This is a genomic window from Thioalkalivibrio sp. ALE16 (assembly GCF_000381305.1).
Lineage (GTDB): Bacteria > Pseudomonadota > Gammaproteobacteria > Ectothiorhodospirales > Ectothiorhodospiraceae > Thioalkalivibrio.
Map to the genome: position 1 here is coordinate 66,314 of NZ_KB906361.1, position 13,684 is coordinate 79,997.

A 13,684-nucleotide genomic window follows, 5' to 3' on the forward strand; every position below is an offset into this window, starting at 1 on the left:
TCTCTCCGTCTACGCGCCTTTCTATCTTTACCTATACGTTTACCTACGCGGGTCACCAAAAAGCCCGTGACGCGCCTCTCAGACGGTCGATTTTCTGGCCCGATCACCAAGGAGACACGAGCAACCTCTGTATTTACCCATAGGGGAGCGCCACCGCTAATCCCAATGAAGGGATCGCCGGTTCAGCGCGTCCAACATCTGCTGGACCTCAGGCGCGGTGTACCCCTGTGTCGTCCTCTGGTCGGCATGACGGAGAAGCTCCGAAGCCACCCTCATTGGGGCCCCCGAGTCGAGAAGGTCTCGTGCGGCGGTGTGGCGGAGGCTATGCGCGGACGCACACCTAATGCGCTCCGCCTGATCCGGCACACCATCCCCGTCAAGCCGATCGGCTGCCGCCCTGAGCACGCCTTTGATGATGCGATCGAGCCCCTGGCGAGTCTGAGGGCGGTTACGGTTCGTTTCTGCTTCCCGAGGCACCAGGGGCGTTGATTCTCCGGGTAAGGGGAGCGCGGGAATCCCCATTGCGCGCCGGACGCGCCGCATTTCCTGGACAACAGGAGAGGGGAGGGGGAGTTGAGCAAATTTCCCACCCTTTCCCTGAATCGACCATATCCATACCTCTCGACCCTCTACGGAATCGGCATGCAGATCGCCGAATGTTCCGCGAAGATCACTGATCCGCGCTCCGGTGGCGAATAGAAGACCGAACACCCATCGTGCGCGCGCCTTCTGAAAACGCTGGGCCGCCGTGCCTTCAGGCATTTGGTTGATCGTTTCCTTGATCGCTGCCCAATCGTCCCGCGAAAGCGCCTTCCGGCGACCTGAGCGCGCTGCCTGGTCACGCGCTGCCTCAGTCGCTCCATTTTCGAGCGCCATGAAGGCAAGCGGATTACCTTTCAGGTAGCCGGCCGATGCCAAGTAGTTCAGGAGATCCCGGGCGACATGAAGTGCGTACGCCTGGCTTTTTGGGGCAAGCGACCCGTAAAACGGCTTCCACTGCGGATCGCAGATTGCCCTCTTTTTTCCATTCTCTGCGACCCAACGTTCACGCGGCTGCGGATTTGCGAGAAACGCCTTGTACATCTGGTAGTCCGTGCTCGTCAGGTCACTTAGAGCCGATCGTCGCTCTTCAGCGGCCCACAGCAGCAATCGGGTGACCTCACGCCGATAGGCTTGAAGGGTCGCGGGTGATTTCGCCCCCTTATGGCTAAGCCATGCGGACACGGCCTCACGGTCCGTGTCCGCTCCCAGTAGGTTTTCTCCGGCCGCTCGAAGCCGGCCATGCGCTCCGTTCGGCACCGCCGGCCAGCCTTCCGGGTGCCCCCAGGGGAGCCGGTACGTCGACTCGGCAACCCCCTCGAGCGATCCAGTGCGCGGAGCAGGGGGCAGCCCCTTACTGGACGGTTCGATCTTCCCCACGGTGCAATCCTTTTCCGTTTGAATACGGGCCGCAGGACCTTCTAGGTCCCCGGCGCAATGTTTCACGGATTTTCATCTCTCGTTTCACGCTTTTTATTCCTGCCGGTTTTTCAGTGCCTTGGTTTCCTTCCGGGGGCTTATGGATCGCTCCATTGAGCCTTGTTTCACGGCTCAGATCGCCAAGAAGCGCTCTCTTTCCATAATAGTAGACACAATACCGTTTATGTCTAGTTCGAATGCAAAACCATACGGTTTGGGACACTCTGTACGCCGTATTCCGTACCGATTGAGGCATAAAAATGGCCACTCAGCCGCTTTCCTATGAAGCCACCGTTGAGATCGCGATCGAGCTACTTCGGGAAGGCCGAAATCCCTCCGCCAGCGCTGTTGTTGCGCGAGCGCAGCGCGGATCAAAAACCACCGCTCTGAAGCACCTCGAGCGCTGGCGTGAATCACTAGACGCGCACGGATTCGTAATGCCTGCGGGGGTCCCCGAATCCCTCTCTGCCCCCCTGGAACGCATTTGGGCCGAATCCCTGCGCGCCGCCAGCAAGGTTTTTGATGAAGAACGGGCGCGACTGGAGGGCGCAAGGGAAGAGGCCGTCGAAAAAGCGAGATCGTCCGACCAGGCAGCAGAGGAAGCGGAAACCCAACGAGAACGACTGGAAACGGAGGTCGCCCGATTGACCGACCGAACCGAGATGCTTTCATCCCAGCTTGCATCAGCAACCGCTGAACGGGATGAAGCTATGGAGGTACTGAAGGCCGCGCGCGAAGCGTTTGAGGAGGAACGCCGAACAACTCAACGAAGCCATGACGAAGCGCTGGACCGTCAGGCACACGACCACCAGGCCACGCTCGAAGCCCTTCGATCACGCATTGAGGATCTGGAGGGGCAGGTGGAGCGCTGGCAGGAACGGTACGACGATACCGAGAAGTATTGGCTTCAGGAGGTTGCGAACGCCAGGCACGCAACGGAGAAAGCGAACGATGCGCGCGCGGCCGACCGCGACCAGTTCGACAAAGAACGCCGCCTACTGAACGAACAGCTCGTCCAGCGGGGATCCGAAATCACTCGCCTCGAAAATCGACTGGCCTCGGCAACTGCCCATGAGGAGCGGGCAAAAGCACTCGATACCGAAATCACGCAGTTGAAGACGTGGATTGAGCGCATGACCGCCGCGAGTCACACAGCCCCAGATGCGAAAGACGACGGCTCATCTTGACGCAGACTGTGTCGCTTCGATCCGTGTTGCATAGAGGGCCCCAGGCATGCTGCTAACCCGAATCGGCGCCGCCTTCACGCCGATGATCCTCATCCCCGAACAGTCCCGCCTCGGGGTAGGGCATCATCGATGTGTCCATTGAAGGGGACCACCATGATCCATTCTGATCCTGCTGATAGGCATGGTGCGGATGTATTTTCGGCGCCGAGAACTCCTTTCCATATACCAGGAAGAACCCCTTGACCGGATCTCGAATACACCGACCCTGAAGAAGATCCGTCACATCCGGTTTGCACATCATGGACAAGGAAAACCCGCGTCCAACATGATGCTTACCAACCTGGATCAAGGTGCTGGGCTTCACCTCGACCTGCGTCGACACAAAAAGCCCGCTCATTCCGCGGCCTCGGCACTCCAAGGCCAACCGATCCAGTGCCCGGCTAACGTGAATTTGCCGATCACGGTCTCTCGTCGGGCCCACACCCCGAACGAGATACTTTCGACCGCCAAGTTGAACCGCTCCATTCGGACAAAATTCGTCGAACTGAGAAAAGCGCTCCACGCGGTGCCCAGTCACCTCGAACGACGAGAGCACAAAGTCCGCGAACGCTTCGTTCTGGATCCCGCCTACGCGCCGAGCAATCTCATGATCCTGGGCGTCATTCGCCAGGAGATTTTCCGCCAGATTCGTCATCTCACGGATTAGACGCCGACGCCCTGGGGATAGAAGGGCAGGGTTGTTTCGAAACGGCGGGAAATATCCTTTTTGTGCTCGGGTCACAGCGAAATCCTTTTCGCAGAGTACAGAGATTTCCCGATCGTACATCGTCTTCGTCACGGCGACAACAGAACATGGAAACGCTCCCCAAGGGGCTTTCCGCCCTCCCACGGGACGACTTGCCGGTCCTGGTTTTTTTGAATACAGCGGGCGCATCGCGCCCGTTAAGGTTTTCTTATTTAGTTAAGGTCTTCGTTAAGGGGGTCGCTGAAATGGCTTTGTGGTGCGGTTTTTCGGCCTATCTATGTTCATAAAGTCCGAATAGGTGTTCATCGAAGTCCGAATGGATTTGGCGACTACCGTCCACAAAGTCCGAACAAGCGCGGGTTATCCACAAGGGGCTTGTTCACAAAGTCCGAATGGCCCTTCAATGAGGAAAATGGCCGTTCACAAAGTCCGAACCCCCGGTTTTCTCGGTTTTGGTGGCAATTCTCCCCGTAATCCGCCGCCCGCTCTTGGCTTGCCCCATCCGTCCGCGTTCCTAAAGTCCGAAGTCGAGGTGGTTGCCGGGCCTCCCTCGAACTCTCCTGACTGATGCGTGTTCACAAAGTCCGAACTCGTAACCCTCTGTTTTTTTGCCATTCCTTTGACTTCGTTGCACTTGACAGGAAAACCGGATACCGTCATTAGCGATTGTCGTTACCCAGCGTCCACGGAAGGACTCGAGAAGGCCAAGGATGACCGAGCCCCTGATTGATCCCGATCGTTACCCGAACCACGACCTATTTGTCGTCGAGCGCCTACCTACAGTGGTGCCGAAGACCGATATGCCGTCGATGCCGGATCCTTACTTCGCTCTCCGGGCCGGGGATCACCAGATTCGTCGCTATGTGAATGGTGACACCGAAGTCGAGGTCACGCCGTCCGCTACAGGCATGGCTACGATCACCGACAAGGACATCTGGCTCTACGCAACGGCTTATCTCGTCCGCGCCCTCGATCGTAACGACCCGAAGGCCGGGCGGCGTCTTCAGTTTTCAGCCGCCGATTTCTTTCGATTCTGCAATCGCGGAACGGGCGGCCAGAACTACCAACGGCTCAAGGCCGGTCTGGACCGACTTGCTGGTACGCGGATCAAGACCAATGTCGAGACCGGGGGTATGCGTGATCCAAAGACGGGTCGCCGAACAGGTGCCGTTCGCGCCACTGGCAACTGGGGGCTCCTGAATGAAGCCCTGACCTTAGAAGGGGACGTGGCCGGCCGCGGTCGAGAAATGATGATCCAGGTCGAACTCCCCGAATGGCTTTACCGGTCCGTTGAGAGCCGGGATGTCCTGACCATCAGTGAAGACTATTTCAAGCTGCGGCGCCCACTTGATCGGCGTCTCTACGAAATCGCTCGCAAGCACTGCGGGGATCAGAAGGAGTGGGCAATAAGCCTTGAAAAGCTCTCACTCAAGATCGGCGCCTCGCATGAGGTTCGCCGCCTACGGTTCGAGATCAAGAAAACCATCACGGCCGACATCATGCCGGACTACGCGATGCATTTTGATTCTACCGGAACTGTGCTTCGCTTCCAGAAACGGAAGCCTTCCCGCACGTCTGTATCGGGCAATCCGAGAGCCCGGTCCAGCCTCATCCTCGGTTACCTCCCAGACGACCTAAAGAAAGCCTCCAAGCCAGGAGAGCAGGATCTTCGGGCGGTCGCCGAGCGACTTCAGCGTCAAGAGCTTTCGCTGCACCCGGTACCGGATTCAGTCGAACGCTCCTGCACCTCATCCACCGGCAAGGTCGCCTCTCAGGGATTATGTTCGTTGCTTCAGGGAAACCAGGCGAACTCAAAACCTTCCAATTCATCCCGTTCAGCCTTTCACGCAATGCATGAAGCGCTGGGCATGCGGAAAGCGCGATCAATGTCATAACGGGCTGTCTGGCCGCGCCCGTTTGGTGGAAGTCGGCCATGTGTCACCTTCAAGGATTCGAAGATGACCTGGAATCAACTTGCAGCATGGGCTCGACGGCAATCCACCGAGACGAGCGGCAGGAGCCGTATTACCGACCGCATTATCGACACGATGGTATCTCGCGGTCGGCCACTAGGGGCTTCGGATATCGCACGCATCCTCAACATGGATCTTCTCCAGACACGAGATGCGATGCGGCGTCTTGATCGCCAAGGTTGGATTGAGCGCAAGGGTAAGCGGCCGACACGGGAGTTGGTCTATACGGTTACGCCCAGCGGAAAACGCCGCGAAGGCCGCGGCGGCTATCGCCGGTAACTACGCCGCGTTCGACTGGAGCGAGCCACTGGCTCCCCTAGTCTCCTTGCTCTCATCCCCGTACGCGGATGGATCCACACACCCTACATCGACGGCCGATTCCCCTCGACTAAGCCCCTCTTTCTGCTTGTACACATGATGTGTACGAACCTGGGCGGGCTTCGCTTCTGCGAGGCTCAGGAGCGTGTATCCGGTAGCGGGGTCATTGACACAGTACCCCATGGCAAGGTCGACCAGGTCTTCGAGATAAAGGGCCGCAATAGATGACCCTTCCCGTTCGGATCCGCTTCTACGAACAAGCATCGGCTCGATAATGATTTCTCGGATCACGTAGATCCCACGCACCCCTCTCAGTTCACACTGAAGCGCAAGCTCGTCGACGGATCGCGCGACGTGGAACCCCTTCTCCCTTCTTGGAACCGCTTCAATGCAGCGGATCAAGAATGACTGTTCATCTGATCGCACGAAGGCGTGGGCCCTGTAGGGGTGAGTCTTAGTCAGGCGGTCTACTTTGAACCCGCGATACTGAAACAACCCCTGGACGAAGTACGGGAAAACCGACTCCGGCACGTTCTGAATGGCTTCGCGAACCGCTTCACGCCCCAGTTCGCCACTTTTTCGGACGCGCTCCAGATGCTCATCCGCGGCCTTGCGTGTTTTCCTCGCCCCCGGACCAATCTGTTTGATCTTCTCGACAATCTCTCCGAGGGTTTCGAGCGGTGATTGGCTTAGCATCGGCAAATCCTTTTGCTATGTCTTTTTAGCACTATCTTATAGACGACCAACCGCCCCGGGCAAATACCATTTCGATGGCGGACTAGGGCGCCGCGCACGCGGCCTTCCTGTCTGGTCGGCCTGTCCGATTCACTTCGGATTCAACCCGATACTCGACCACTTCAAAAAACCGGCTTCGCTCTTCCCCTTGCCGCGGGCGTTGAGGCCGATAGCTGATTTCGAGCGGACGCTTTATCCGTTCATCATTCGGCTTCAACTCCTCGGGACTCATGATCGGATCGCCTGATAGGCAGTTCTCTTTGAACCGAGCCCAGGCGTCCTTGGCGGCCGGGTGTCGCCAATGAGGGCTTAGCCACAGATCCACGGTGCTGACGTCCGGTTCGACCAGCTCTGGCTCTCCTTCTTCGTTTTCGACCAGGTAGGGGAGTTCCTTTACCTTCATGGCCACCTTCAGGGTGCTGTCCCCTTTGTAGGTTTTTGTTGGCGTCGCATGAAGCTCAATCACTTTGCCTCGGCGTTCGTTGTAGGCCGCTTCTGATGACGTCAGCGCGCGTTCTTGAATCGCTTCCATCCCTTTGCTGAGGATCGTCGTGCACCGGGTGCAGAACGGATCGTACGCTGAATTGAGCGTGCCGCATGCAGGACACTCCCGGCAGGCCCAGGTTTGCTTACATCTCTCGGTTGTCCCGTCCGCATGGGCGTGCCGATAAAGGCATTGCCGTCCCATGTGCCCCGCCAGCTTTTGGCCGGCTGCATTGGTGATGTACTCACCCGATTCGATCGCCACCAGATAACCGTGGTCATCCATTCGCGCCCCGGCGGGCAACTTCACCGACCGGAATTCGTTTACCGCGGCGCACGTCGGGCACGCAACCTCTACCAGAGGCTGATCGGCGCCGTCTTGGGGGATGGCCGCTTGGATTTGCGGAGAGAAGGGGTCGCCATCCGGACAGAACCGGGCGAGGTTCTGTGCGTAGTCGAGCACCAGGCAATCGCGTTTACCGGTTTCGGGTGACAACCGAAGACCTCGTCCGATTATCTGCTGGAATAGGGCTGCGGAGTGGGTTGCGCGCAACACGGCGATCAGATCCACATGCGGTGCATCGAAACCGGTTGTCAGGGTTCCCACATTAACGATGTACTTGATCCCGCGTGTTCGCAAGAATCGGTCGAGGATCCTGCGGCGCTTCTTTTTCGGAGTCGCGGCCGTGATGAGCGCTTTCTGCGTGTGGTGAACCGGGAGCAGCTTTAGCACCAACTCGGCGTGCTTCACGTTCTGCGCGAAAATCATGCAGGCATTACGCCGAACCATCTTTTCGGTGACCTGCTCAAGGATCCGTTGGGTGCGCTCCGTGGCTGAAACACTCTGGAATACGGCTTCTTCCGACTCGGGCGTCCAGGTCATGTTGACCGATCGCTTCAGCCCCGTTGTGTCGTAGTGGTCTCGGACTGTACCGAACACCGGGGGCAGGATGTAACCTTCCTCGATGAGGTAGTGCGGAGAAACTTCGTAGATCATCTCCCCGAAGTAGGGATCTCGCGCGTATTCCTCTGTGAGCGGGGGCGTATCCAGGTGCACGTTTCGCTGGAATATATATCCCCATCCCAATCGATACGGAGTCGCCGTAAGCCCGATCACGCGAACGTTGGGATTGCTTCCTCGAACCGTCTCGATCACTTCCTTGATCTGCGGCGATATCCGGTGGGCTTCATCAACGAAAATCCCCGCAAACTCGTATCCGATCAACTTGTCTATGTTGATGCGAAGTGTCTCTGGGTTGGCGAATATGAATTCCCCGGTATGGTCCTTGTCTCCAGCGGCGGCCGAGAACAGGCTGGCCGGGTATCCCGCCTTGGCCATCTTGCTGTGGTTCTGTTGCACGAGTTCGCCGCTTGGGGCGATACAAAGGATCTTCTTACGGCGACCCGACTGGCGGAGCGCCATCGCCTGAAGGATTGCCGCCATAGCGGCGATCAGGTGGCTCTTCCCAGCCCCGGTTGGTAGCACCAACAGGAGTGGCGAAAGGGTCTTCCGGACCCAGTATGCAAAGCACTCCGAGGCCTCCCGCTGGTAATTCCGAAGCCCATTGAACTGGCCGTCCAGTACCTCCTTAACGGCCTGGCTCAGTTGGCTGCTGGGCGCGGCGTCTTGTCCTTTTGGGTTATCCATGGCGTCCTTGCCAGATGTCGCTTTTGGGAGAGGGCGATAAAGAGACTGTACCACCCCTATCCGCTCTAATCACTGGCATACCCGGTCGCCCATCACCCGATCTCACTGTTCACAATGTCCGAATGCTTTGATCGCTGTCATCATTTCTTCATCAAACTTTCATGGTTTTGCGGTGTTTCGCTTGGTCGCGTTCGTTCTATCTTCCACTACCACCCACGGAAGGAGGTTCAACGCCATGCTGGCACCTCGCTATTCTCTCTCTTTTACGGCTGTTCTTGTTGCGATGTCGATCGGCAGTTTGGCGATTGCTGATGATCGACATGGCTTCGATTCTGATGCCCTCGCTCAAGAGCACGGTATTTCTTCATCGCCGCGTTCCGACGACAAATTCGAGATTCTCCGATCGCAAGGCTCAGATCGGTCGTCTTCGCTGGAAACTGGCTACCAGAATCGTAGTGGCGCAACGACGTTCGTGGACTCGACCGGTGGGGCGGTGAATCCGCCGGATGCCTCGGCCTGGTGGGCCCAAATGAAGGCTGAATGCGAGGCAAACGATAAAGCGTGGGACCCTGATTCCCGATCGTGCATCGATCCATTTCGGGCCTGCACCCAGATGGGATTCGACTGGGAGGGGTCCGCCTCTAACGGTCGGTGCTTGGTAGGTCAGGGCTCTTTGGATGGATCTCCGCAATCCCAATCCCCCCAGCCGGGCGAGCCGGGCTGGGTTTACCGGGTGAACAACACCATCTATAACTGCTCCTGGAGCAGCCCACAGCACTCTCATACATGCAATAGCGGTGACGCTACAACCCTTTCCCGATCCAACTCAGGGAATGACGACTACGACCTTATCTGCCGATGTAATTGAACGAACGAGTACAGGGCGCACCCTCCGAAACCCGCCTAACGGCGGGTTTTTTTCCTTTCGATGATCTTCACCCTTGACCCGTTCTGCTGCCTTCAAAAGAAAGAGGCCCGCTGAATAGCGGGCCTCTTTTTCGGCGTCGTTTTGATTCGGATTACGCCGTTCGCCAATCTCGGGCTGCGAACGGAACGTCATCATCGTCGAAGGCGCCTCCGACCGCTCCGCCCCCGCCGCCAGCCGCAGCCGGCTGGCCGCCGGTGTTCTGGCCAGACGTCGAACCGCTATAGCCCGAATCGTTGGTGGCTCCACCACCGGAGCGCCCCCCTACGAGCTGCATCTCGTTCGCCACAATTTCCGTGGTGTACCGGTCGTTCCCGGACTGGTCCTGCCATTTGCGGGTCTGAATCTTGCCTTCGATGTAGACCTGCGAGCCTTTGGTCAGGTATTGGGCACCAATGTCGGCCAGACGCCCGAACATCACGACGCGGTGCCATTCGGTGTTCTCACGCTTCTCGCCGGAATTCTTGTCGGTCCACTGTTCCGACGTTGCCAGACGAAGGTTGGTGACAGTAACCCCGTTGGGGGTCTCGCGCTTTTCCGGGTCGGCCCCGAGGTTGCCGAGCAGGATGACTTTATTAACTCCACGTGCCATATCGAATTACCTCTACGTTTTGGGTTGGGGTATCAACGTTCCTGCTGGAAATAACCGAAGAGTCCAGCGGGTGCATTCCGGTGTGTTCACCCCGTCCTGCAACGTCGATGGGTGCATCCTATCAAACCGAATCGAGTTGTCGAATTTAATTCTGCTTGGCTGCCCTATCGGTTTTTCCTTCCCTTGGTGTTCCAACAAAACAGAGAAACCCGCGAGTTGCGGGGGCGCCCGAAACCTTCTAGGGTGCTCTTAACGACCGCATAAGGAGATGCAATCGCCATGGATGGCAAGCCGATCGTCACCACCGAATACCGTATGAGCAGTGTCCACTCCGTGGTGCGCTCCCGTGGGGACGATCCGGACCCCCTGAGCGACGTCATTGAGGTCTTGGGTGAAGCCTCGGATTGTGACGCGAATGTCCTCGCACGCATGCATGCGTATCTATTGCCGCCGGAGTGGGAGAGTGTCTTCGATGACCTCGTTGCCGAACTTCCGGCGCTGGATCTTCTTTTGCCTCTCACTACGGACGAAGGGGTCCTGGACGATGAGCTACTGGCGCATGCGGGCTTGAGTCCGGCCTCTCACGCAACCGATGGCCTTCTGGTCCTGGATCGTCTCGAAGTTCTCCCGTTTGCACAAGGCATGGGGCTGGGGGGTGATTGTCTTCGCGATCTTTTTCGGGTCGCGGGCCGTGGTTGCTCGCTCGCGGCCCTTCGCGCGTATCCCCTCCAATTTGAGCGTCTCCCCGGGGGCGCCCCGATGCCGTCCCCGTGGGGTTCTGTCTGGTCTGAAATGATGCTTTCGGAAGAGCGGGATGAATCGTTTGAGGAGTCCGTGCGGGCGGTTGAGGGTTTCTACGAGCGCGCCGGCTTTTGTGTGGCTGTCCGGGGTCGCCAGGGTGGCGCCATCATGGTGCGCGACCTCCCCGTTGAGAATTCGACAACCGATTTCGATCTGGCAACGTGAGAGTTGTTGGCGGCCCCGGGCCAAGTGGAATCGGGGTGGGATTAGCAGGAAGTGCCCGAGGCAGGCATGGCCCAAAAACTGCTGCACCGAGCGATGAGTGCTTTGATTTCCTCCTTGCTTAGGCGCTCGGCCGATAGCAAGGGATTGCTCCGACGCCCTCCGGGAGAGGGCTCCATCATTCTGGAGACTGTGATGTCTGAAACCGTAATCGAATCCCACCTGGTGATCTTTAGCCACTACGCGAATGGCGAGGAGAAGATCGATCAGGTCACGCTCTGCTTGGATGCGGGTGCGGCGGCACTACCCGAGGAACAGATCCGAGAAGCGGTGGAGGCGGCGGCTTCCGATGTTCTGAGCAAACTACGGGAGGCTTTCGAGAGCTGCATCGCTCTCGCGCCCGGTGACCTGATCTACGATCTTCTCGATCCCAATAAGGTTCGCGAGACGCCCTGGCTTCCCCGGCTCGAAATTTCGGTCTCTTCTCCAGCCGAAAAAACCGGCTCAGATTTCGCCGTAGCCCCTCATGGGACGACTCTTCACTAATTTCAAGGGATTTTTATGCGTCTTTCGTCCGTCTTTTCTGTATTGCTTGCCGCGCCCCTTCTGGTGTTTTCGGCCCCGGTTTTTTCGGGTTCGTTCGAGGTCTTTGGAAGCGGCGAGATTTACTGGGTCGCAGATGGTGACACTATGATCGTCACCGGACTGACCGAGGCCAATTACGCGACGATCAAGCGGCAGGCCGAAGAGGCCCAGTCCAATACCGGCCGGGATCTTCGTGTGGAGGACCGCTTTAACGATCGCCATCGGAGCATGCTGGTCCGGATCGGCAACATCGACACCCCGGAATCCGTTCATCCGGACCCCTCTCGCAACACTGCCGAAGGCCAGGCGGCTTCCGATTACGTGAAGGATCTGATGGCCGACGCCCGCGTGGATTACGTGTGTTGGGATATCGGCCACTGGGGGCGCCCGATCTGCTCGCTCTATGGCGGTGACTTCGGCGCTGGGTGGGACCTTGGTGTTCACCTCGTCGACCAGGGGTATGCGGACTATATCGATGACTTCGGTCCGCATCCGTACTGGCCCGAGATTTACGAGCAGGTCTCTCGGCCGTGAACCCGACGCCGCAACAGCAAGCGGTGATTGAGGCGGACCCTGGGCGTCATCTCGTGGTGCGCGCATTCGCCGGCGCCGCGAAGACCACCACGCTGGAGTGGCGGGCTCGACGGCATTCGGATCGCCGCATCCTGTATCTCGCTTTCAACAAGTCGGTGGAGCAGGAGGCGCAGGTACGGTTTCCGTCGAACACCACGGCGAAGACGACGCACTCGCTGGCGTTCGGGCGAACGGGACGGCACTTCCAGCACAAGCTCGGCAACCCGAAGCCTTGGGAAGCCCTCAAGGCCTTCGGCCAGCGGCCAGCCCGGAAGCGTGGACCTCTCTACGCCTCTCTTTGCCTGGCGGTGGTGCGGCGTTTTATGGGGTCCGCGGCAGAATCTTTGAGCCGGATGCATCTCATCGAGAACGAAGTGGATGCCTTGGGTTTTGATCCCCGCCAGGTCGTGGAGGATTCCGCTCATCTCTGGGAAACGATGAAGGACCCGGATGCCGCGCTCCCCATGCCACACGACGGGTACCTGAAGATCTACCAGATGACGCGGCCATGCCTGTCCAATCGCTTCGACCACATTCTTTTGGATGAAGCGCAGGACACCAATGAGGCCGTTTTTGCGCTGCTTCGACAACAGCAAATCCCTTTGGCTTTGGTCGGCGACAGCTACCAGGCCATCTACCAATTCCGGCATAGCGTTGATGTCATGGACCGTCTGGAGTCTGCGGATTCGTACTCACTGACCGGCTCCTTCCGGTTCGGGGCGTCAGTGGCTGAGGGTGCCAACGCGCTTCTGGCGACGTTTCTGTCGCCGGCGGCCTTCCTCGAGGGCCTGGGCCCCTCGACTCGGTTGCTTATACCCGGTGAAGGCGTGCCTGGATCCAATGACGGTGCCCCCTGCTATCTGCATCGGACGAATGCAGGGGTGTTTGAAAGTGCGGTCGCCGGACATGAATCCGGTGAGCACATTCACTGGGTCGGCGGCATCGAGCGATATGGACTGGATCTTCTCGTCGATGTTTTCGAGCTGTCTCGACAGAACCATCGGGCCATCCGCAGCCCATTGATCAAGCGCTTTGGTTGTGTGGATGAGCTGCGCCAGTATGCCGCCCAGGTGGGTGACCCGGAGATCATGGCAAAGATCCGCATCCAAGACCGACTGGGAAATGCAACCCGGGGTCTAGTGGAGGCCTTGAAGCGCCGGGCGGTTTCGGCGGACCGGGCGGATCGCATCGTTACGACGGCGCACCGGTCCAAGGGGAGCGAGTACCCCACGGTCGTGCTTGGGTCGGACTTTGCGCCGCTAATGCTGAAGGTCCGCAATCCGGATACCGAGTCAGTTGAGGATGTCCCCCGGACCCTGGGCTGGGTTGACTCCAAGCAGCGCGTGATCCCGAATGACTCGGAGCTGTATCTGATTTATGTTGCGATGACCCGGGCGCAACGGAACCTGGTGGTCAACGACCACCTCAAACGATTGTTCGAATACACCGGTGTGCTACCGGAATGGTCGAGCCCATCGCGAGCGGCGTAATACCCCTCG

Annotated in this window: 12 protein-coding genes; 8 read left to right on the forward strand and 4 right to left on the reverse strand. The window is 58.5% G+C overall.

Annotated elements, in window-relative coordinates:
- Positions 1-156: 156 nt before the first annotated feature.
- The gene (locus F627_RS15625) at positions 157-1,083 is read right to left on the reverse strand and encodes a tyrosine-type recombinase/integrase (RefSeq protein WP_231370142.1); all 927 of its coding nucleotides are present in this window, start codon (positions 1,081-1,083) and stop codon (positions 157-159) included.
- A 635-nt stretch (positions 1,084-1,718) separates the two neighbouring features.
- On the opposite strand from F627_RS15625, the gene F627_RS15630 reads away from it, so the two are divergent.
- The 4 genes from F627_RS15630 to F627_RS16425 all read left to right on the forward strand — a co-directional run bounded on the left by F627_RS15630 (position 1,719) and on the right by F627_RS16425 (position 5,642).
- On the forward strand, positions 1,719-2,645 hold the full coding sequence (locus tag F627_RS15630) for a DNA-binding protein (protein WP_081630740.1): 927 nt from the start codon (positions 1,719-1,721) through the stop codon (positions 2,643-2,645).
- A 325-nt stretch (positions 2,646-2,970) separates the two neighbouring features.
- Positions 2,971-3,351 (forward strand): hypothetical protein, encoded by a 381-nt coding sequence (locus F627_RS16955; protein ID WP_019583783.1) that lies wholly within the window; start codon positions 2,971-2,973, stop codon positions 3,349-3,351.
- Positions 3,352-4,100: 749 nt separating this feature from the next.
- Positions 4,101-5,285, forward strand: coding sequence for a replication initiator protein A (locus tag F627_RS0108200; RefSeq protein ID WP_019583784.1), 1,185 nt, complete (start codon positions 4,101-4,103; stop codon positions 5,283-5,285).
- Between the two features lie 63 nt (positions 5,286-5,348).
- Positions 5,349-5,642: a winged helix DNA-binding protein gene (locus F627_RS16425; protein WP_081630742.1), complete on the forward strand. Its 294-nt coding sequence runs from the start codon at positions 5,349-5,351 to the stop codon at positions 5,640-5,642.
- Here F627_RS16425 and F627_RS0108205 read toward each other — a convergent pair whose 3' ends face one another.
- The 3 genes from F627_RS0108205 to ssb all read right to left on the reverse strand — a co-directional run bounded on the left by F627_RS0108205 (position 5,643) and on the right by ssb (position 10,064).
- The gene (locus tag F627_RS0108205; protein WP_019583785.1) at positions 5,643-6,377 is read right to left on the reverse strand and encodes a hypothetical protein; all 735 of its coding nucleotides are present in this window, start codon (positions 6,375-6,377) and stop codon (positions 5,643-5,645) included. It lies immediately after the preceding gene.
- Between the two features lie 82 nt (positions 6,378-6,459).
- Positions 6,460-8,547, reverse strand: coding sequence for a DEAD/DEAH box helicase (locus F627_RS15635; RefSeq protein ID WP_019583786.1), 2,088 nt, complete (start codon positions 8,545-8,547; stop codon positions 6,460-6,462).
- 1,019 nt (positions 8,548-9,566) lie between these two features.
- A complete protein-coding gene (gene ssb / locus F627_RS0108215) occupies positions 9,567-10,064 on the reverse strand; it encodes a single-stranded DNA-binding protein (RefSeq protein ID WP_019583787.1) in 498 nt (165 codons plus the stop codon).
- Between the two features lie 279 nt (positions 10,065-10,343).
- On the opposite strand from ssb, the gene F627_RS15985 reads away from it, so the two are divergent.
- The 4 genes from F627_RS15985 (at position 10,344) to F627_RS0108235 (ending at position 13,675) form a co-directional block, all read left to right on the forward strand.
- Positions 10,344-11,030, forward strand: coding sequence for a hypothetical protein (locus F627_RS15985; protein WP_019583788.1), 687 nt, complete (start codon positions 10,344-10,346; stop codon positions 11,028-11,030).
- Between the two features lie 192 nt (positions 11,031-11,222).
- A complete protein-coding gene (locus F627_RS0108225; protein ID WP_155987117.1) occupies positions 11,223-11,573 on the forward strand; it encodes a hypothetical protein in 351 nt (116 codons plus the stop codon).
- 15 nt (positions 11,574-11,588) lie between these two features.
- On the forward strand, positions 11,589-12,146 hold the full coding sequence (locus F627_RS0108230; RefSeq protein WP_042835183.1) for a thermonuclease family protein: 558 nt from the start codon (positions 11,589-11,591) through the stop codon (positions 12,144-12,146).
- A complete protein-coding gene (locus tag F627_RS0108235) occupies positions 12,143-13,675 on the forward strand; it encodes a UvrD-helicase domain-containing protein (RefSeq protein WP_019583791.1) in 1,533 nt (510 codons plus the stop codon). Before F627_RS0108230 ends, F627_RS0108235 begins: the two co-directional genes overlap by 4 nt.
- Positions 13,676-13,684: the final 9 nt, after the last annotated feature.

Bases quoted from the DNA above. Each gene is read 5' to 3' on its own strand.
- F627_RS0108205 (WP_019583785.1), bottom strand. From the start codon at position 6,377: ATGCTAAGCCAATCACCGCTCGAAACCCTCGGAGAGATTGTCGAGAAG.
- F627_RS0108200 (WP_019583784.1), top strand. From the start codon at position 4,101: ATGACCGAGCCCCTGATTGATCCCGATCGTTACCCGAACCACGACCTA.
- ssb (WP_019583787.1), bottom strand. From the start codon at position 10,064: ATGGCACGTGGAGTTAATAAAGTCATCCTGCTCGGCAACCTCGGGGCC.
- F627_RS15625 (WP_231370142.1), bottom strand. From the start codon at position 1,083: ATGTACAAGGCGTTTCTCGCAAATCCGCAGCCGCGTGAACGTTGGGTC.
- F627_RS16425 (WP_081630742.1), top strand. From the start codon at position 5,349: ATGACCTGGAATCAACTTGCAGCATGGGCTCGACGGCAATCCACCGAG.
- F627_RS15635 (WP_019583786.1), bottom strand. From the start codon at position 8,547: ATGGATAACCCAAAAGGACAAGACGCCGCGCCCAGCAGCCAACTGAGC.
- F627_RS16955 (WP_019583783.1), top strand. From the start codon at position 2,971: ATGATGCTTACCAACCTGGATCAAGGTGCTGGGCTTCACCTCGACCTG.
- F627_RS0108230 (WP_042835183.1), top strand. From the start codon at position 11,589: ATGCGTCTTTCGTCCGTCTTTTCTGTATTGCTTGCCGCGCCCCTTCTG.
- F627_RS15630 (WP_081630740.1), top strand. From the start codon at position 1,719: ATGGCCACTCAGCCGCTTTCCTATGAAGCCACCGTTGAGATCGCGATC.
- F627_RS0108225 (WP_155987117.1), top strand. From the start codon at position 11,223: ATGTCTGAAACCGTAATCGAATCCCACCTGGTGATCTTTAGCCACTAC.
- F627_RS15985 (WP_019583788.1), top strand. From the start codon at position 10,344: ATGGATGGCAAGCCGATCGTCACCACCGAATACCGTATGAGCAGTGTC.